The 18,686-nt window shown below is 64.0% G+C and carries 17 protein-coding genes; 4 read left to right on the top strand and 13 right to left on the bottom strand.

Going from position 1 to position 18,686, the window contains the following annotated elements:
• Positions 1-233 precede the first annotated feature (233 nt).
• Positions 234-1,403, top strand: coding sequence for a 4-hydroxybenzoate 3-monooxygenase (pobA, locus tag XH79_RS29605; protein WP_271583894.1), 1,170 nt, complete (start codon positions 234-236; stop codon positions 1,401-1,403).
• Positions 1,404-1,819: 416 nt separating this feature from the next.
• Complete coding sequence (locus tag XH79_RS29600) at positions 1,820-2,239, top strand: PaaI family thioesterase (protein WP_271583893.1); 420 nt, start codon at positions 1,820-1,822, stop codon at positions 2,237-2,239.
• Between the two features lie 148 nt (positions 2,240-2,387).
• Here XH79_RS29600 and XH79_RS29595 read toward each other — a convergent pair whose 3' ends face one another.
• Positions 2,388-3,272 (bottom strand): LysR family transcriptional regulator, encoded by an 885-nt coding sequence (locus XH79_RS29595; protein WP_271583944.1) that lies wholly within the window; start codon positions 3,270-3,272, stop codon positions 2,388-2,390.
• Between the two features lie 121 nt (positions 3,273-3,393).
• Here XH79_RS29595 and XH79_RS29590 point away from each other — a divergent pair, with 121 nt between their 5' ends.
• A complete protein-coding gene (locus XH79_RS29590; protein WP_271583892.1) occupies positions 3,394-4,026 on the top strand; it encodes a pyridoxamine 5'-phosphate oxidase family protein in 633 nt (210 codons plus the stop codon).
• A gap of 180 nt (positions 4,027-4,206) precedes the next feature.
• On the opposite strand, the gene XH79_RS29585 is transcribed toward XH79_RS29590, so the two are convergent.
• Genes XH79_RS29585 through XH79_RS29575 form a run of 3 tightly spaced genes read right to left on the bottom strand, consistent with a single transcriptional unit; the run spans position 4,207 to position 7,752 of the window.
• Complete coding sequence (locus tag XH79_RS29585) at positions 4,207-4,938, bottom strand: ABC transporter ATP-binding protein (protein WP_212342200.1); 732 nt, start codon at positions 4,936-4,938, stop codon at positions 4,207-4,209.
• Positions 4,935-6,704 carry a branched-chain amino acid ABC transporter ATP-binding protein/permease gene (locus XH79_RS29580; protein ID WP_271583891.1) on the bottom strand — a complete coding sequence of 590 codons (1,770 nt, stop codon included), beginning with the start codon at positions 6,702-6,704 and terminating at the stop codon, positions 4,935-4,937. The genes XH79_RS29585 and XH79_RS29580 overlap by 4 nt, the downstream gene beginning before the upstream one ends.
• Positions 6,705-6,711: 7 nt before the next feature.
• On the bottom strand, positions 6,712-7,752 hold the full coding sequence (locus XH79_RS29575; RefSeq protein ID WP_271583890.1) for a branched-chain amino acid ABC transporter permease: 1,041 nt from the start codon (positions 7,750-7,752) through the stop codon (positions 6,712-6,714).
• Positions 7,753-7,929: 177 nt separating this feature from the next.
• Between XH79_RS29575 and XH79_RS29570 the strand changes: the two genes are divergently transcribed.
• Positions 7,930-8,451 (top strand): MarR family winged helix-turn-helix transcriptional regulator, encoded by a 522-nt coding sequence (locus XH79_RS29570; protein ID WP_271583889.1) that lies wholly within the window; start codon positions 7,930-7,932, stop codon positions 8,449-8,451.
• A gap of 171 nt (positions 8,452-8,622) precedes the next feature.
• On the opposite strand, the gene XH79_RS29565 is transcribed toward XH79_RS29570, so the two are convergent.
• From XH79_RS29565 to XH79_RS29525, 9 genes are all read right to left on the bottom strand, one after another.
• Positions 8,623-9,906, bottom strand: a complete 1,284-nt coding sequence (locus XH79_RS29565; RefSeq protein WP_271583888.1) for a glycerate kinase type-2 family protein — start codon at positions 9,904-9,906, stop codon at positions 8,623-8,625.
• A 189-nt stretch (positions 9,907-10,095) separates the two neighbouring features.
• Complete coding sequence (locus XH79_RS29560) at positions 10,096-11,325, bottom strand: ABC transporter substrate-binding protein (protein WP_212342190.1); 1,230 nt, start codon at positions 11,323-11,325, stop codon at positions 10,096-10,098.
• Between the two features lie 315 nt (positions 11,326-11,640).
• Entirely contained in the window at positions 11,641-12,867 is a 1,227-nt protein-coding gene (locus XH79_RS29555) for an ABC transporter substrate-binding protein (RefSeq protein WP_212342188.1), read from the bottom strand.
• A gap of 119 nt (positions 12,868-12,986) precedes the next feature.
• On the bottom strand, positions 12,987-14,222 hold the full coding sequence (locus tag XH79_RS29550; protein WP_212342186.1) for an ABC transporter substrate-binding protein: 1,236 nt from the start codon (positions 14,220-14,222) through the stop codon (positions 12,987-12,989).
• A 29-nt stretch (positions 14,223-14,251) separates the two neighbouring features.
• The gene (locus XH79_RS29545; protein ID WP_211405447.1) at positions 14,252-15,271 is read right to left on the bottom strand and encodes a branched-chain amino acid ABC transporter permease; all 1,020 of its coding nucleotides are present in this window, start codon (positions 15,269-15,271) and stop codon (positions 14,252-14,254) included.
• A gap of 2 nt (positions 15,272-15,273) precedes the next feature.
• On the bottom strand, positions 15,274-16,152 hold the full coding sequence (locus XH79_RS29540; RefSeq protein ID WP_212342184.1) for a branched-chain amino acid ABC transporter permease: 879 nt from the start codon (positions 16,150-16,152) through the stop codon (positions 15,274-15,276).
• Positions 16,153-16,165: 13 nt separating this feature from the next.
• Positions 16,166-16,879: an ABC transporter ATP-binding protein gene (locus tag XH79_RS29535; RefSeq protein WP_018646804.1), complete on the bottom strand. Its 714-nt coding sequence runs from the start codon at positions 16,877-16,879 to the stop codon at positions 16,166-16,168.
• Positions 16,876-17,673: an ABC transporter ATP-binding protein gene (locus XH79_RS29530; protein ID WP_212342182.1), complete on the bottom strand. Its 798-nt coding sequence runs from the start codon at positions 17,671-17,673 to the stop codon at positions 16,876-16,878. The genes XH79_RS29535 and XH79_RS29530 overlap by 4 nt, the downstream gene beginning before the upstream one ends.
• Before the next feature lie 66 nt (positions 17,674-17,739).
• Positions 17,740-18,606 carry an IclR family transcriptional regulator gene (locus tag XH79_RS29525; RefSeq protein ID WP_212342461.1) on the bottom strand — a complete coding sequence of 289 codons (867 nt, stop codon included), beginning with the start codon at positions 18,604-18,606 and terminating at the stop codon, positions 17,740-17,742.
• Positions 18,607-18,686: the final 80 nt, after the last annotated feature.

The following is an 18,686-nucleotide window of genomic DNA, read 5'->3' as shown; positions in this document are numbered from 1 at the left end:
CAAAGCCGGGCTTCGTTGGCCCGGACTCATTATTTAACATGTTATATAATTGGTCGGCACGTTCAAGCCGGAACTGACACGACATCTACGTCAGCCATGTTGCATGGATTTGTCGCTGCTCGCGCGACGCGCTCTCCCCTTTTGCCCAACAATTATATGATATAATTATCGTCTGCGGATCGGCGCGACAAGCGCGTCCGCGCCGCACCCTACAGAATCGGGAGGAGCAAGTATTGCGGACAAAAGTCGCAATCATCGGGGCCGGGCCGGCTGGATTGTTGCTTGGGCAACTGCTGCATCGATACGGCATCGACAATGTCATCCTGGAGCGGCAGAGCCCGGATTATGTGCTTGGCCGCATCCGCGCCGGCCTCCTGGAGGAGGGAACCGTCGCGCTGCTCGATCAGGTCGGCGCCGGCACGCGGGCGCATGCCGAAGGCCTCGTGCATGAAGGCATCGAGCTCGCCTTTTCCGGCCGCCGCCACCGCATCGACATGAAGGCTGCGACCGGCAAGACGGCGATGATCTACGGCCAGACCGAGGTCACGCTCGACCTGATGAATGCGCGCAAGGCCGCCGGTCTCGTCTCGGTGTACGAGGCCAGGGACGTGCAGCCGCATGATTTCGACGGCAGTCACCCGCGCGTAACCTATGTGAAGGACGGCGTCACCCACACGCTCGATTGCGATTTCATCGCCGGCTGCGACGGCTTCCACGGCGTCAGCCGCGCCAGCGTGCCGGCCTCGGCGATCGAGGAGTTCGAGCGGATCTATCCGTTCGGCTGGCTCGGTATCCTCTCCGAGACGCCGCCGGTCAGCCACGAGCTGATCTACTCCAACCACGCGAGAGGCTTTGCGCTCTGCACCATGCGCTCGATGAAGCGCAGCCGCTACTATGTGCAGTGCCCGCTCGAGGATCATGTCGACCAGTGGCCGGACGATCGCTTCTGGGACGAACTGAAGCGCCGGCTCGATCAGGAGGCCGCCGACAGCCTCGTCACGGGACCGTCGATCGAGAAGAGCATCGCCCCCTTGCGCAGCTTCGTCGCCGAGCCGATGCGCTTCGGCAAAATGTTCCTGTGCGGCGACGCCGCCCATATCGTGCCGCCGACCGGCGCCAAGGGGCTCAACCTCGCCGCAAGCGATGCGCATTATCTGTCGAGCGCGCTGCGCGAGTTCTACGACGAGAAGTCCAGCGCCGGCATCGACGCTTACTCCACCAGGGCGCTGGCCCGTGTCTGGAAAGCCGTGCGCTTCTCCTGGTGGATGACCTCGATGCTGCACAAATTCCCTGACACCGGCACCATCGGCGCCCGCATCCAGCTCGCCGAGCTCGACTACGTCACGCAGTCCCAGGCCGCGATGACGTCGCTGTCGGAGAATTATGTGGGGTTGCCGTTCTAGGGCGGCACCGTCGGTGCCGTAGGGTGGGCAAAGGCGCAAAGCGCCGTGCCCACGTCTTCGTACTCTTGAGAGAGTTGGTGGGCACGCTTCCGCCTTCTCTCTTCGAGCTACGGCGGACAAGTCGCTTTGCCCACCCTACGGCACTGGCGTTTTAGGGCGGCAATGACGGTCCTGTAGGGTGGGTTAGCCGCGCGGCTGCGCGAAGCGCAACTGCTCGGCGTAACCCACCTCTTCTGCTTCCGCGGATACAGACGGTGGTGGGTTACGCCTTCGGCTAACCCACCCTACGGCCTCTGCTTGCGATAGCGCCGCCCCCCATTTCAAACGCCCGCGCAAATTCCGTTTAAAACTTTGTAGGCGGTGAAACTGTCATCACATCGCGTTCAATGCCGGCGACACAGCAACGCGAGACAGCCATGACGTCCACCGACATCCCCGACGGCTTCGAGCCGCTCTTTCGCAAGAGCCCACTCACCGAGCCCTGGGAGCCGCTCTACGCGAAGAACACCGACAAGGCCGTCATCATCGGCCTCCGGCTGGCCAGGCCCCATACCAACGGCCGCGGCCTGATCCATGGCGGCCTCATCGCCGCGCTCGCCGACAATGCCATGGGCTATAGCTGCGCGCAGGCGACGGGCTGGACCACGTCGTTCGTGACGGTCTCGCTCTCGGTCGATTTCGTCGGCTCTGCGGAGATCGGCCAGTGGTGTTCGATCGAGAGCGACGTGATCAAGACCGGCAAGACGATCTGTTTTGCGCAGTGCCTGATCAAGGCCGACGACGCCGCGATCGCGCGGGCGAGCGGTACGTTTCGCGTGGTGCCGAAGAAAGGGTGATGTTCTCTCGTGTCCCGGACGCGGTGCGGCGCGAAGTGCCGCTCCGCAGAGCCGGGACCCATGCGTCTACATGGTACTCTGCTGCCTTCTGGGCCCCGGCTCTGCGCAGCAGCGTTGCACGCTGCACCGCGTCCGGGACACGAGATCCTCACCCAAACCGCCATTCAGCCGTCTCCACCACGAGATCGATGAACGCGCGCACCTTGGCCGAGAGCAGGCGCGAGGTTGGATAGACGATGTGGATCGGCAGCGCCGGCTGCTCGTATTTCGCCAGCACGATTTTCAGCCGTCCGCGTTTCAGGCCCTCCGCGGCCTGATAGGCCAGCACGCGCGTCACGCCGCCGCCGGCCTCGGCATATTGCAGCGCTGCGTCGGCGCTGTTGCTGGTGAAGCGCGGTGACGGCGTCACCTCGATATCGCGGCCGTCCTGCACGAAATGCCAGCTGGCGGTGGGACCGAACTGGATGGTCTGGTGATCGACCAGCGCCTCCGGCGTCTTCGGTTCACCGTGGCGCTTGAGATAGCCGGGCGCGGCCACCACGATCCGACGCATCTCGCCGACCTGGCGCGCCACCAGCGAGGAATCGGCGAGGTGGCCGATCCGAACGGCGGCATCGACGGCATCCTCCACGAGATTGACGAGGTTGTCCGACAGCCTGAGCTCGGCGGCGACGTCGGGATAGCGCTTGAGATAGGCGGTCATGACCGGCCCGACATGCAGCCGGCCGAAGCCGACCGGTGCCGACACCACCAGCCGCCCGCTCGGCCGGTTGCGCTCCTGCCGCGCCGAGCCGTCGGCCTCCTCGACATCGGCGAGAATGCGCCGCGCGCGCTCGAGGTACCGCGTGCCGACATCGGTCAGCCTCACCTGCCGCGTGGTCCGCTGCAGCAGCCGCGCGCCGAGATGCTCCTCCAGTGCCGCGATCAGCCGCGTCACCGCCGACGGCGACAGCCGCAGTTTGCGCGCCGCCGGCGCGAAGCCGCGCAGATCGGCGACGGTGACGAAGACGTGCATGGCTTCCAGGCGGTCCATGGACATTATTGCATATATCGCAACGATGAAGTGTCAAGGCGGTCGATTGTTTTAAGAGCCGAAAGGTCCATCTTTGGAACCGAAGACGCAGAGATGCGCCGGAATTTCAGGAGATGTTCCGATGACTGCCGTACATACCTATGCCAGCGACGTTGCCTTCTCGCCGGCGGTGAAATCGATCCAGACCCGAAAGGGATCGCGCGAGGGCTATGCTCATGCCGAGCAGCGGGGATGGCGCACCGAGGTCGACGAGAACCTCGCGGCGTTCCTGGCCGACGCCAACAGCTTCTACTTTGCGACGGCCTCGGCCGATGGGCAGCCCTACATCCAGCACCGCGGCGGCCCGAAGGGGTTCTTGAAGGTACTGGACAAGCAGACGCTCGCCTTCACCGACTATTCCGGCAACCGGCAATACATCACCCAGGGCAACCTCTCGGAGAACCCCAAGGCCTACATCTTCGTGATGGACTACGCCCATCGCCGCCGGGTCAAGATCTGGGGCGAGGCCCATGTGGTCGAGGACGAGGAGGCGCTGACGACGTCGCTGATGCCGAAGGGATATCGCGCCCGGCCGGAGCAGGTCATCCTCTTCAAGATCGCGGCCTGGGACACCAACTGCCCGCAGCACATTCCGCAGAAGTTCGACGCCCCGGATGTCGCCGCGGCGCTGGCGGCGCGGGATCAGCGGATCGCCGAACTGGAGGCGGAAGTTGCGGCGTTGAAGGGGGAGGGAACGACAAAGGTTACGACATAAGCCGCTGCTCGCTTACCCTCCCCTGGAGGGGGAGGGTCGATCGCGCGAAGCGCGAGCGGGGTGGGGTGATCTCTCAACACGGGAACTGTGCGCGGGGAGAGACCTTCACCCCACCCCGCTTCGCATTTCGCTTCGCTCCACGCGAAGCGACCCTCCCCCTCCAGGGGAGGGTAAGAGAAATCAGATCACGCTCGCGCCTTCGTGCTGGAAGCCGAGATAGCTTGCCGCAACCCGCTCGTTCGCGGCAATGTCGCTGGCCTTGCCGCTGAGCACGAACTCGCCGAGCTCCATCACATAGGCCTGGTCCGCGATCTTCAGCGCGGCCTGCGCGTTCTGCTCGACCAGCAGCACGGAGACGCCGGCGGCGCGGAGCTCGGTGATGATGCGGAAGATGTCGGCGACGATGATCGGGGCGAGGCCTAGGCTCGGCTCGTCCAGCATCAGGAGCTTCGGCTCGCCCATCAGCGCGCGGCCCATCGCGAGCATCTGCTGCTCGCCGCCGGAGAGCGTGCCGGCGAGCTGCTTGCGCCGCTCCTTGAGCCGCGGAAACAGCGCATAGACCCGCTCGATCGAGGACTTCGCCCGGCTGCGCTCGATGCGGAAGGCGCCGAGCTCGAGATTGTCCTCGACATTCATGGTCACGAACAATTCGCGGTGCTCGGGGACGAGGCCGAGGCCCATCGCGACGCGATCCTCGATGTCGAGCCGGGCGAGATCCTGCCCGGCAAAGGCGACGCGGCCCTTCAGTGGCAGGATGCCCATGATGGCCGAGAGCAGCGTGGTCTTGCCGGCGCCGTTGGCGCCGACGATGGTGACGATCTGGTTGGCGCCGACCTCGAGCGAGACCGAGCGCACGGCCTCGACCTTGCCATAGGCGACGTGGGCATCGGTGACGGACAACAGCGCGCTCATGCCGCCACTCCGAGATAGGCCTTGATCACTTCGGGATTGGTCTTGATCGTGGCAGGCGTGCCCTCCGCGATCTTGGTGCCGAAATCGAGCACCACGATGCGGTCGGCGAGGTTCATCACAAAACCCATGTCGTGCTCGACCAAAAGGACGGACATGCCGCCGTCGCGCAGCTCGCGGAGCAGCGCGGCGAGGCGCTGCTTCTCCATGTGGCGCAGGCCCGCGGCCGGCTCGTCGAGCAGCAGCAGCATCGGATCGACGCAGAGCGCGCGGGCGATCTCGACGATGCGCTGCTGGCCCAGCGAGAGCGAACCTGCGAGCTGATGCATCTGCTCGGCGAGGCCGACGCGCTCGATCTGCCGTGCGGCTTCCGCAAGCAGCTTGGCTTCGTCAGCGCGGTCGAGCCGCAGCATCGAGGAAACGGGTCCGGAATGGCCGCGCAGATGCGCGCCGATCGCGACATTCTCCAGCACCGTCATGTCGGGGACCAGCTTGACGTGCTGGAAGGTCCTGCTGATGCCGAGCTTGACGATTTCCTGCGGCGGCGCCTTGTCGACCTTCTTGCCGAGCACCGAGATCGAGCCCGATGTGGCCGACAGCACGCCGGTGATCAGGTTGAAGGTGGTGCTCTTGCCGGCCCCGTTCGGCCCGATCAGCGCGACGATCTCCTTGGCCTGGACGTCGAAGGAGACGTTGTTGACCGCGACCACGCCGCCGAATTGCTTGCGCGCTTTTTCGACCTGCAGCAGCACGCCGGCCTCGGCGGGCGCGCGGCTGCGCTGCTCGAGCTTCAGCGAGGTGTCGGGCTTCTTGCCGCTGGTGCGCTCGGGCAGGAACGAGATCAGCCAGGGCCAGAGGCCGCCCGGCGCGAGCTGCAGCAGCGCCACCAGCATGATGCCGAACACGATGGTCTCGACCTGGCCGGAGCCGGGCAGGATCAGGGGCAGATAGCTTTGCAGCACCTCTTTCAGGATCACGACGATCGCCGCGCCTAGCACGCCGCCCCAGACATAGCCGGCGCCGCCGACCACCGCGATGAAGAGATATTCGATGCCCATATGCGCGCCGAACGGCGTCGGGTTCACCGCGCGCTGGAGATGGGCGTAGAGCCAACCCGAAAGCCCGGCCAGCACCGCTGCATGAATGAATACCAGTAGCTTTGCGCGTGGCGTGTGCACACCGAAGGCTTCCGCGGCGACATGGCCGCGCCGCAGCGCGCGGATGGCGCGGCCGGTGCGGGAGTCCAGCAGGTTCATCGTGAGAAGAGCCGAGAGGATCACGGCGACCCAGATCGCGTAATAGATCGAGCCGGGCGAGAGCATCTTGAACGCGCCGATCGACAGCGGCGGGATCGCCGAGATGCCGTCGTTTCTCCCTAAGAACTCCAGCTTGCTGAAGAGGTAGAACAGCCCGAGCCCCCAGGCGAGCGTGCCGAGCGGCAGATAATGGCCCGACAGGCGGACCGTGATCAGCCCGAGCAGCACCGCCAGCGATCCGCTGACCACGAGCGATAGCGGCAGCGTCAGCCAGGGCGACAGGCCGTAGGCCGTCGAGAGTACTGCGGTGGTGTAGGCGCCGAAGCCGACAAAGGCGGCCTGGCCGAACGAGGTGAGGCCGCCGACGCCGGTCAGCAGCACGAGGCCCATCGCGACCAGCGCGGCAAGGCCGATATTGTCGAGCAGCACGATCCAGAACGGCGGCATGCCCGGGACAAACGGGATCGTCGCCATGACGAGTGCGAAGACGAGGATGGGAAGCCGGCTCTGCATCTTGGCGTCAGTCCTTCTCTTCCTCGACCGCGGGCGCGGCGAGCGAGCGCAGCAGCAGCACGGGGATCAGCAGCATGAAGACGATCACCTCCTTGTAGTTGGAGGCATAGAAGGACGAGAACGCCTCGACGATGCCGACGACCAGCGCCGCCACGGCGGTGAGGGGATAGCTGACGAGGCCGCCGATGATCGCGGCAACGAAGCCTTTCAGGCCGATCAGGAAGCCCGAGTCATAGTAGAGCGTCGTGATCGGCACGATCATGATGCCCGACAGCGCGCCGATGACCGAGGCCAGCAGGAACGCGATCTGCCCCGACAGCGTGGTGCGGATGCCGGCAAGCCGCGCGCCGAGCCGGTTCACCGCGGTCGCGCGCAGCGCCTTGCCGTAGAGCGTCAGGCCGAAGAACAGCCAAAGCCCGACGATGAAGGCGATGGTGATGGCGTAGACGGTGATGCTCTGGCCGGTGAAGCGCAGCGCGCCGGCGGTGAAGGCGCCGGACAGCACGGCAGGCCCGCGCTGGCCTTCGGCGCCGAAGAACAACAGGCCGAGGCCCTGCAGCGCGAGGTGCACGCCGACGGAAGCGATCAGCAGCACCAGCACGGAGGTGTGCGCCAGCGGCTGGAAGGCGATGCGGTAGAGATAAAGGCCGATCATGGCGACGATCACCAGCGACAGCGCGATGCAGATGGCGACCGGCGGCTTCTGGGCGGCGAAATAGATGGTCAGCGCCAGCACGATGGAAGGCAGCACGATGTTGGTGATGAAGCTGCGGGCGACCAGCCGCCCGTGCAGCGCCTTGCGCGCCACGAACAGGTCGAACGCAAAGGCGCCGATGCCGAGGGCGAGCGCGAGCTTCGCCGTGCCCGGCATCTGGCCCGCCGCCAGCGAGGCGTAGGTCAGCGCGCCGTAGGTGACGAATTCGCCCTGGGGAATGAGGATGACGCGGGTGACGGCGAACACCAGCACCAGCGCCAGGCCGAGCAGCGCGTAAATTGCGCCATTGGTGATGCCGTCCTGCACCAGGAACAGCATGATAGTGGTGTTCAAGACCGGACGCTCCCCCTCAAGATCGGGGACCGGCCTCCGCAATTGCGGTGGATGGTCCCCTCACAGCCATTGAAATACGCTGACGATATTTGATATGGTCCATAACAATTATCAAATATAACATCAAGGGTGGGGAACGACCCGTCCCGAACTTAGCGGGATTACGAGCACGAGGCGATGACCGTTTCCAAAACCGCTGAAAAGTCTTCCGAAAAGCCTGCCGACGCGGCCAAGGGCCGTAAGGACATTGGCGAGCCGCAGGCCGAAGCCCTCCAGCTGGGCGAATTGTCCGAACAGCTCGGCTATGTCCTGAAGCGGGCACAGCTCAAGGTGTTCGAGAACTTCTTGCGCTGCATGGCCTCGCTCCAGCTGACGCCGGCGCAGTTCTCGGTGCTGCTGCTGGTGGAGAAGAACCCCGGCCGTAACCAGACCGAGATCGCCTCCACCCTCGGCATCCTCAGGCCGAACTTCGTGGCCATGCTCGACAACCTGGAGAGCCGCGACCTTTGCGCGCGGATCCGCTCCACCAACGACCGCCGCTCGCACATCCTCGTCCTAACCGACAAGGGCAAGGCCGTGCTGGCGCGGGCGAAGAAGCTCGTCGCCACCAAGCACGAGGCGCGGCTGAACGATCTGCTCGGCCAGGCCAACCGCGAAGCCCTGATCGGGATGCTCTCGAAGATCGCGAACGAGTTTTGAGCCTTACCCTCCCCTGGAGGGGAAGGGTCGCTGCGCATGAGCGAAGCGAAATGCGTAGCGGGGTGGGGTGACGGTCTCTCCTCGCGAACACTGCCCGAATGGAGAGATCACCCCACCCCGCTCGCGCTTCGCGCGATCGACCCTCCCCCTCCAGGGGAGGGTAAGGGCGCCTCAATCCACCAAAATCACCCGGATATCATTCACGTTTGTCAGCGTCGGGCCCGGCTGCAGCAGATCGCCCGTGGCCTCGAAGAACGTCGTCGCGTCGTTGTTGTCGAGATAGGCCTGCGGCTGCAGCCCCTGCGCCTTCATCTTCGCAAAGGTCGCAGCGTCGATCAGCGCGCCGGCGGGGTCGGTCGGGTGGCCGGCGCCGCCATCGGCGCCGTCGGTGTCGCCGGCGAGTGCCGAGATATCAGGCGTGTCCTTCAACAGCTCCGCGAGCGCCAGCGCGTATTCCTGGTTCGGCCCGCCGCGCCCATTGCCGCGCACGGTCACCGTGAGCTCTCCGCCGGAGAGGATCGCGATGCGCTTGCCCTGCGCGCGCGCCTGCAGCGCCAGCTTCGCATGATTGGCCGCGACCTCGCGCGCCTCGCCTTCGAGATCGGCGCCGAGATCGATGGTCTCGTAGCCGGCGTCCTTGGCAAGCTTCACCGCGGCGTCGAGCGATTGCTTGGGCCGCGCGATCAATTCGAACGACGCCCGCGCAAAGGCGGCATCGCCGGGCTTGCAGCTCTCGTTATTGGGATCGTCGAGCGCGCGGCGCACGGCATCGTCGACGTCGAGCCGGTACTTCGCGACGATCGCACGCGCGTCGGCCAGCGTGGTCGGATCGGGCACAGTGGGACCGGAGGCGATCGCGGAAGGGTCGTCGTGCGGCACGTCGGAGATCGCGAGCGTGACGATCTCGGCCGCGTTCCTGCCGGCACGCGCGAGCCGCCCGCCCTTGATCCGCGAAAGGTGCTTGCGCACGACGTTCATCTCGCCGATCGGCGCGCCCGAACGCAGCAGCGCCTTGTTGACCGCCTGCTTCTGCGCGAAGCTGATGCCGTCCACGGGCGCGATCCAGTTCGCCGAGCCGCCGCCGGTGAGCAGCACCAGCAGGAGGTCGTCAGGGCCAGCTTCGCCTGCGAGCGCGAGCGTGTCGGCGGCGCCCTTCAGGCCGGCCTCGTCGGGTACGGGATGGCCGGCCTCGACCACGCGGATGCGGCGCGTCGGCACGCCATAGCCATGGCGCGTGGTGGCGATGCCGACCAGCCGCTCCGGCGCGAGTTTCAGCGTGTCGAGATAATGCCGCTCCGCGGCCGCGGCCATTGCGCCGGCGCCCTTGCCGGCGGCAAGGCAGATCACGCGTCCCTTGGGCGCGGGCCGCAAATGCGGCGCCAGAATTGTATTCGGATGGGCGGCGGCAACGGCGGCGTCGTAGAGTGCGCGGAGCAGCGGACGGCGGTCGGTCATGACGAAGGCCTTCGGCGAACAGGAGAGATCGGCGGCGAGCGCCAGTCACATGCCTACCGCATCAGGCGCAAAAGCGTAAGCAGGCTTTCCTGTCATTCGATTGTGCAATCGCGTGATCATAATCGGAAGGGAAAACAAAAGCCCCCTGCGTGAGGCCGCAGGGGGCTTGTTTTGCGTGCTTTCTTGCGGCTAGCCGCCGGCGTCGGCGCTGATCACGTCGCCGAACAGATCCCATTTGTCGCCCTTGAACTTCATGAGCTGGAGCGAACTGATCGGTGCGAAGTCGTTGGCGCCGGTGTTGACCTTGATGCCGGGCAGCAGCACTTCGGTGCGGAAATCCTTCAGGCTCGCCGCCTGCTTCATGACGTTCTCGCGCGTGAGATTGTCGCCGCACTTCTTCAGCACTTCGACCAGCGTCTGTGCCACGCCGTAGCCGACGATGGTGCCGCCGTCGAGCTTGTCGCCCTCCGGGAAGTATTTCGTCATGAAGTCAAGGAAGCCCTTCATGCCGGCGTCGTCCTTCCACTGCGGATCGGAAACGTCCTTCAGATAGGCGGCCGAGATGATGTCCTGCGAGTTCTCGAAGCCGGCGGGCTTGATCACGCTGCCGACCGAGGCCGAGACGTTGTTGAGGAAGTGAGTCGGTTTCCAGCCGATTTCGGAGATCTTCTTGATCGCCTGTGCCGCGAACTTCGGCGTGGTGATGTTGATGAAGACGTCGGCACCGGTCGCCTTCAGCTTGACGATGTGATTGTCGATGGTCGGCTCTGAAGTCTCGTAGCTTTCCTCCAGCACGATCATGCTTGCGCCCTTGGCGCCGAGGCCGTCCTTCAGGCCCTTGAGGTAGTCCTTGCCGTAATCGTCGTTCTGGTAAAGGACGCCGATCTTGGCGTTCGGCATGGTCTTCAGGATGTATTTCGCGTAGATCTGCGTCTCGCTCTGGTAATTGGGCTGCCAGCCCATCGTCCACGGGAAGTTCTGCGGATCGTTCCACTTGGTGGCGCCGGTGGCGACGAACAGCTGCGGCACCTTCTTCGAATTCATGTATTTCTGGATCGCCGAGTTCGGCGGCGTGCCGAGCGAGTTGAAGATGAACAGCACCTCGTCGCTTTCGACCAGCTTGCGCGCCTGCTCCACCGTCTTCGGCGGCGAATAGGCGTCGTCGTAGGAAACGAAATTGATCTTGCGGCCGTTGATGCCGCCCTCGTCATTGATCTTCTTGAAATAGGCGGCTTCGGTCCGCCCGATGATGCCGTAGGCGGAGGCCGGTCCGCTGTAGGGCATGATGTTGCCGATCTTGATTTCGGTGTCGGTGGCGCCGGTATCGTATTTCTTCTGGGCCGATGCAGTGGAGGCCGAGGCCGCAATGAGCGCGAGCGCCAGTGACGCGGCCGCAAGCTTGCCGGTGACAGCGGGCATTCCTATCTCCCTATTTTCTTGATGTGTGCGTCCCTTTTCTTGGCTTGATTGTTCTTGGTAACGCTGCCGCAATTCAATACGATTTGTCCGGGAGCTTCAAGGAAAAGCCCCTGCGGCAAGGCCGCAGGGGCTTCGTCTTTAGTCGATCGAGGCTACATCTTCAGCGATTGGTCAAAGTCAGCTGTCGCAGCGGGACGCTCTTTTTTCGAGACGATGGGGAATATTCCGGCGTGCGAGATGGATGCGCGGCTCAATCCGTTGCGCGGAAGTTGTTCTGTGAAACATGAGCTATTTTGAATTGCGCGCTTGCGGCGCTCAATGTCCGATCTCGCTCGAGATGACGTCGCCGAACAGCTCCCATTTCCTGCCCTTGAAGCGCATCATCTGGAGCTGCTCGATCGGGGCGAAATTATCCGGCGCAGTGTTGATCTTGATGCCCGGCAGCAGCGTGTCGGGCTCGAAATCCCTGATGCTGGCGGCCTGCTTCATGACGTTCTCGCGGGTGAGATCGTCGCCGCACATCTGCAGCACCTTCACCATGGTCTGGGCCGCGGCATAGCCGAACACCACGCCGGCATCGAGCTTGTTGGCCTTGGGCGCGTACTGCGCGAGGAAATTGTAGAACTTCTTCATGCCGTCGTCGGCGTTCCATTGCGGGTCGGAGCCGTCCTTGGTGTAGGTGGCCGACAGGATGCCTTGCGAGATCTCGAGGCCCGCCGGCTCCAGCACGCCGCCGACCGAGGCCGAGACGTTGGAGATGATGTGGACCGGATGCCAGTTGATCTCGGCCGCCTTCTTGATCGCTTGCGCTGCAAATTTCGGGGTGGCGATGCTGATCAAGACGTCGGCGCCCGAGGCTTTCAGTTTCACGACGTGCTCGTCGATCGCGGGCTCCGAGGTGTCGTAGCTGTCTTCCAGCACGATCATCGCGGCCTTGGGCCCCAGGCCCTCTTTCAGTCCCTTCAGATAGTCCTTGCCGAAATCGTCGTTCTGAAAGAGCACGCCGATCTTGGCGTCCGGCTTCTCCTTCATGATGTACTTGGCGTAGATGCGCGCTTCGCTCGCGTAGCTCGGCTGCCAGCCCATGGTCCAGGGATATTGCTTCGGGTCGTTCCATTTCGAGGCGCCGCTCGCCACGAACAATTGCGGCACCTTCTTCTCGTTCATGTATTTGCGGATCGCACCATTGGTGGAGGTACCGAGCGAGCCGAAGATCAGCAGCACTCCGTCGCTCTCGACCAGCTTGCGCGCCTGCTCCACCGTCTTCGGCGGCGAATAGCCGTCATCGTAAGAGATGAACTTGATCTTGCGGCCGTTGATGCCGCCCTCGGCGTTGATCTTGTTGAAATAGGCTTCCTCGGTCCTGCCGATCACGGCGTAGGCCGAGGCCGGCCCGCTATAGGGCATGATGTTGCCTATTCTGATCTCGGAATCGGAAGCGCCGCTGTCGTATTTCTTTTGCGCCAGCACCGGGCTCGTCATCGCGGTGCACAATGCGAGGGCGGCCGAGACGGCCACAACCTGAAAACGAACGGCAGTCATTGTTCTCCTACCCTGGGCTGGATCGGCCGCATTGAACAAGATTGACGCCCGACGTCAACAAAAAGCCCCCGCGATCGCTCGCGGGGGCTTTTCGATGCCAGGACTATGGCGTCAGCGTGTCACTCGGAGGCGACGTCGCCGCTGATGATCTCGCCGAACAGTTCCCACTTCTCGCCCTTGAAGCGCTGCATCTGCAGCTGCGCGATCGGAGCGAAGTCGGTGGCGCTGGTGTTGATCTTGACGCCGGGCAGCAGGGTGTCCGGGGCAAAATCCTTCAGCGAGGCCGCCTGCTTCATCAGGTTGGCGCGGGTGAGGTCGTCACCGCACATCTCCAGGACCTTGGCCAGCGTCGAAGCCGCGCCATAGCCGTAGACCATGCCGGTGTCGGTCTTGTCGGCGCCGGGCATGTACTTGTCGACGAACTCGTTCCACTTCTTCATGCCGGGGTCGTTGTTCCACTGCGGATCCGTGGAGTCCTTGGCATAAGCCGCCGACAGCACGTCCTGCGAGGCCTCGAAGCCGGCCGGCTTCATCACGCTGCCGACCGAGATCGAGACGTTGGTCAGGATCTGCAGCGGCTTCCAGGTGAGCTCGGCGGTCTTCTTGATGGTCTGCGCCGCGAATTTCGGCGTCGCGTAGATCAGCAGCACGTCGGGATTGGCAGCCTTGATCTTGACGATGTGGCCGTCGATCGACGGCTCGGACACCTCATAGCTCTCTTCCATGATGATCATGGACGAGGCCTTGGCGCCGAGGCCGTCCTTGGTGCCCTTGAGGTAGTCTTTGCCGAAATCGTCGTTCTGGTAGAGGATCGCGATCTTGGCGTTCGGCTTCTCCTTCATCAGCCATTTCGCGTAGATCTGCGCTTCGCTCTGGTAGGAAGGCTGCCAGCCCATGGTCCAGGGGAAGTTCTTCGGGTCGTTCCACTTGGTGGCGCCGGTGGCGACGAACAGCTGCGGGATCTTCTTGGCGTTCAGGTATTTCTGGATCGCGGTGTTCGAGGGCGTGCCGAGCGGGTTGAACACGGCCAGCACCTCGTCGCTCTCGACCAGCTTGCGGACCTGCTCGACCGCCTTTGGCGGCGAATAGGCGTCGTCATAGGTGACGAAGTTCACCTTGCGGCCGTTGATGCCGCCCTTGTCGTTGATCATCTTGAAATAGGCTTCTTCGGTCTTGCCGATGATGCCATAGGCCGACGCCGGACCGCTGTACGGCATGATGTTGCCGATCTTGATCTCGGTGTCGGAAGCGCCGGTATCATATTTCTTTTGGGCAAATGCCGCGCCGGAGTTGAAAGTGATGGCCGCCGTTGCCGTGACCAGCGCGGCGGCTCGCAGTGTTCTTCCAAAAGACAATTCGGGTCTCCTTCTTACGACTAACGGGTTCAATTCTTTCTGAGCTTTCCAGCGAGTTGCTGGCCCAGGATTGCGATCTGCCTCGCGCCATGCGGCACGAGGTAGATGACGAGGAACAACAGCACGCCGAACACGGCGCCGGAGAGGCCCTTGGAGATGCTCTCCGCCATGTTCGGCACGAAGATGATGAAGGCCGCGCCGACGAACGAGCCGGGCAGCCAGCCGACGCCGCCGACCACCATGCCGAGGAACAGCGAGATCGCGAGCGTGATGGTGTAGCTGTCGGGGGCCACGAACTGCACCGCGATGGCGCCGAGCGAGCCGGCGATACCGGTGATCGCCGCGGACACGCCGAAGGCCAGCGTCTTGTAGAGCGCGACGTTGACACCCATCGAGGAGGCCGCGATCTCGTTGTCGCGGATCGCCATGAAGGCGCGGCCCGACCTCGAGCGCAACAGGTTCACCGAGAAGATGTAGATCGCGATCGTCACGACGAGCGTGAAATAGTACAGCCACATGTCCTGCGACATCGGCAGGCCGAACGGTGCGTCGGGCTTGGTGACGACGAGGCCCTGCACGCCGCCGGTCCAGTGCTCGAGGAAGTTCAGCTTCAGGAGCTGCGGCATCGCGGTGGCGAGCGCGAAGGTCGCGAGCGCGAGATAGACGCCTGACAGCCGCAGGGCCGGTTTGCCGAAGAGGTAACCGAATCCGAAGCAGACCACGGCGGAAATCGGAATGGTAAGTGCGTAGTTGATGTTGGCGTGCTCCATCAGCACTGCCGAAGTATAGGCGCCGACCGCGTAGAACGCGCTCTGGCCGAGCGAGAACTGGCCCGAGCCGCCGGTCAGGATGTTCAGCGCCAGCACGGCGAGCCCGTAGATCAGGAGCATCGTCATCTGGAAGATGACGAAATTCTTGACGAAGACGGGGACGATCACGAGCGCGGCGAGCACCACCAGCGAGGTGCCGGTGCCCAGCGTCATGGCCCGCTTCGGAACGGCCTCGACCGCCTGGTGGCCTTCTGCAACGACTTCTTCTGCAGCGCTCATGATCAAACTCGCTTGACGATGTGCCGGCCGAACAGGCCAGCGGGTTTGACGACCAGGACGGAGATGATCAGCGCAAGCGCGATCGGGAGCTTCAGCTCGTTGCCGACGCCGGGGATGTAGGTGCCGGCGAGGTTCTCGAAGACGCCGACCAGGAAGCCGCCGACCACGGCGCCGAACGGGCTGGTGAGGCCGCCGAGCACGGCCGCGGCGAAGCCGTAGATCAGCACGCCGCCCATCATGTTGGGCTCGAGGAACACGACGGGAGCGATCAGCATGCCGGCGATCGAGCCGATCGCGGTCGCCATGCCCCAGCCCAGCGCGATCATCCAGGAGGTGTTGATGCCGACGAGGCGCGCCGATTCAGGCACCGAGGCGGCCGCGCGCATCGCAAGGCCGATGCGGGTGTACTGGAAGAAGAAGTACAGGCCCAGCAGCAGCAGCACGGTGACGCCGATCATGCCGGCCTGGTGGGTCGAGATCAGCTGGCTGCCCAGGAACGGCGCGGAGCCGAACGGGGTCGGGTACTGCTTGATGGTGAAGTCCCAGATCAGGCCGGCCGAGGAGTTGATGATCGCGAACAGCGCGATGAAGCCGGCGACGTTGGTCAGCACCGGCGCCTTGGCCAGCGGCTTGAACAGGATCCGCTCGATCGCGATGCCGCCGACGAAGGAGAACGCCAGCGTGATCACGAAGGCGGCCCAGTAGGGCACGCCCCACTGCATCAATTGCCAGGAGATGAAGGTCGAGAACATCGCCATCTCGCCCTGCGCGAAGTTGAGATGGTCGATGGCCTGGTAGATCATGACCACGGCGAGCGCCATGCAGGCGTAGATCGCGCCCGTGGCGATGCCGGCCAGGACCTGATTGGTAAACAGCTCCATTGTCCCGGCTCCCTCAGTAACCCAGATAGGATTTGCGGATTTCTTCGTTGTTCGCGATGTCCTTGGCATTGCCCGACATCACGATGCGGCCGGTCTCGATCACGTAGGCCTGGTCGGCGAGCTCGAGCGCGAGCTGGGCGTTCTGCTCGACCACCAGGATCGACACCTTGTCCTCGCGGTTGATCTTGCCGAGGATGCCGAACAGGTCGCGCACCACCAGCGGCGCGAGGCCAAAGGACGGCTCGTCCAGCAGCATCAGCCGCGGCCGCAGCATCAGCGCACGCGCGACCGCGAGCATCTGCTGCTCGCCGCCGGAGAGCGTGCCGGCCTGCTGGGTGTGGCGCTGCTTCAGCACCGGGAAATGCGCATACATGCGCTCGATGTCGGAGACGATGCCGGCGCTGTCCTTGCGGGTGATGGCCCCGAGCTGGAGGTTTTCCTCCACCGTCATGGTGGTGAAGGTGCCGCGGCCCTGCGGCACATGGGCGATGCCGAACCGCACGATGTTCTCGGTCGAGCGGTTGCTCAGCGGCTTGCCGTCGAATTCGATCGCGCCGGTGGAGCGCACCATGTTGCAGATTGCGCGCAGCGTGGTGGTCTTGCCGGCGCCGTTGGCCCCGAGCAGCGTCGTCAGCGAGCCCTCGTTGAGCGAAAAGGACAGGCCGTGGAGCGCCTGGACCTGGCCGTAATAGGCGCGCAGGTCCTTGACGTTGAGCAGAGTCGTCATTGGTCCTTGCTCCCGAGATAGGCCTTGATGACGTCGGGGTCCGCCTGCACCTGCGCGGGCGTGCCTTCCGCGAGCTTCTTGCCGAAATTGAGCGCGACGACGTGGTTGGCGATCGACATCACGAGGCCCATGTGATGCTCGACCAGCAGCACGGTCATGTGGCGTTCGTCACGGATTTTGCGGATGAGGTCGCCGAGCACATAGACTTCCTCGTGGTTGAGGCCGCCGGCAGGCTCGTCGAGCAGCAGGATCTTCGGATCGGCGGCCAGCGCGCGCGCCAGCTCGACGCGCTTCTGCGTGCCGAAGGGCAGGCCGGACACGGTGGTGTGGGCGACGTCCTCGAGGTCGAGATAGGCGAGGATCTCGTGCACCTTCTTGTTGACGTCGTTCTCGCTGCGCCGAACCCAGGCGAGCTTCAGGGAGTCGCTGATGATGTCGCTGGAGGTTTTCGAATGGGCGCCGACGCGGACGTTGTCCATCACCGACAAATTCGGAAACAGGGCCACGTTCTGGAAGGTGCGGCCGATGCCGATTTCGGCGATCCGGTGCGGCGGGCGCGACAGGATGCTGACGCCTTCCATCAGGATGTCGCCGGACGACGGCTGATACAGCCGCGAGAGGCAGTTGAAGAGCGTGGTCTTGCCGGCGCCGTTGGGGCCGATCAACCCGAGGATCTGGCCCTTGTGCATGTCGAAGGACACGCCATTGAGCGCGATGATGCCGCCGAACACGACGCTGACGTCGCGAACCGCGAGCAGGGGCGATGTCCCCTGCGCGAGCTGTGCCTGCGTCATCTCGTCTCGCCCACGATGTTCAGTGGGCGAAGGGGCGATGCGAACCGCTCCCTGTCATGACAAAGGCTATCTGATCCCCTCGGCCACACGCGCAACTTTTCCTCCTGATTTCAGCTTTTTGCTGACTTCTTTTTTGGAATGCGGCATCAGACCACCGAGTGCCGCTTCGATGTTCCTTACCATCGCAAGCAGACGCGGTCCAATGTCGTTGATCAAACGCTCTTCCGTGAAGCGGAATGCGGGCGCACCGCAATTGAATGCGTAAGGTCCGGTTCCGTCGTTGAGCTTGAGCGCGACGCCGGCCGCGCCGATGTCGTCGTGCCAATCGCCGACGGAGATCGCAAAGCCGTATTTCGCGACGGTCTCGCCGGAACGTTCGAGGCCATCGCGCATCTTGGGCCAGCGGCTGCCGTAATGTTCGCGCAGGATGCGCGACACTTCAGTGCGGTTGTCTTCGTCGAGCGCCCAGAAATAGGCGCGGCCCATCGCGCTGGTTGCAATCGGCACGCGCGAGCCGACGTCAAGTTGAACGCCGACCGTCTCGCTGCCGCGGCTCTGCCCGAAATAGATCATGCTGTGACGGTCGCGGCCGCCGACGGCGACGGCGCCGCCGGTGGCGCGCATCACCTCCTCGCGAAACGGCTCGGACAAATGCCGAACACCGAGATTGGCGAGCGCGGCGTAGCCGAGCGACATCGCGGCGGGCGCGAGCTGGTACTTCTCGAAACGGGGAACCGGCGTCAGATAGCCGAGCTTGGTCAGCGTATAGGTCAGCCGCGATACGGTCGGCTTCGGCAGATTGGTCCGCGCCGCGATCTCCTGATTGCCGAGCAGGCCGTCATTGGGTTGGAATGCGCGCAATACGTCCAGTCCGCGGGAAAGCGCGACGACGAAATTCCGATCGGTCGCAGTCTTCTTTCCTGTACGCTTCATCCCTGATCTGCTTCTTGCGCGGAGTCGTTGACAACGTCCGTGCTTCAAAATAACCCTGCCGTCAAGATGCGGAATTAAAT

This window comes from Bradyrhizobium sp. CCBAU 45389 (assembly GCF_028128625.1).
GTDB lineage: Bacteria > Pseudomonadota > Alphaproteobacteria > Rhizobiales > Xanthobacteraceae > Bradyrhizobium > Bradyrhizobium liaoningense_B.
This window is presented reverse-complemented; position numbering and strand designations above follow the sequence as displayed.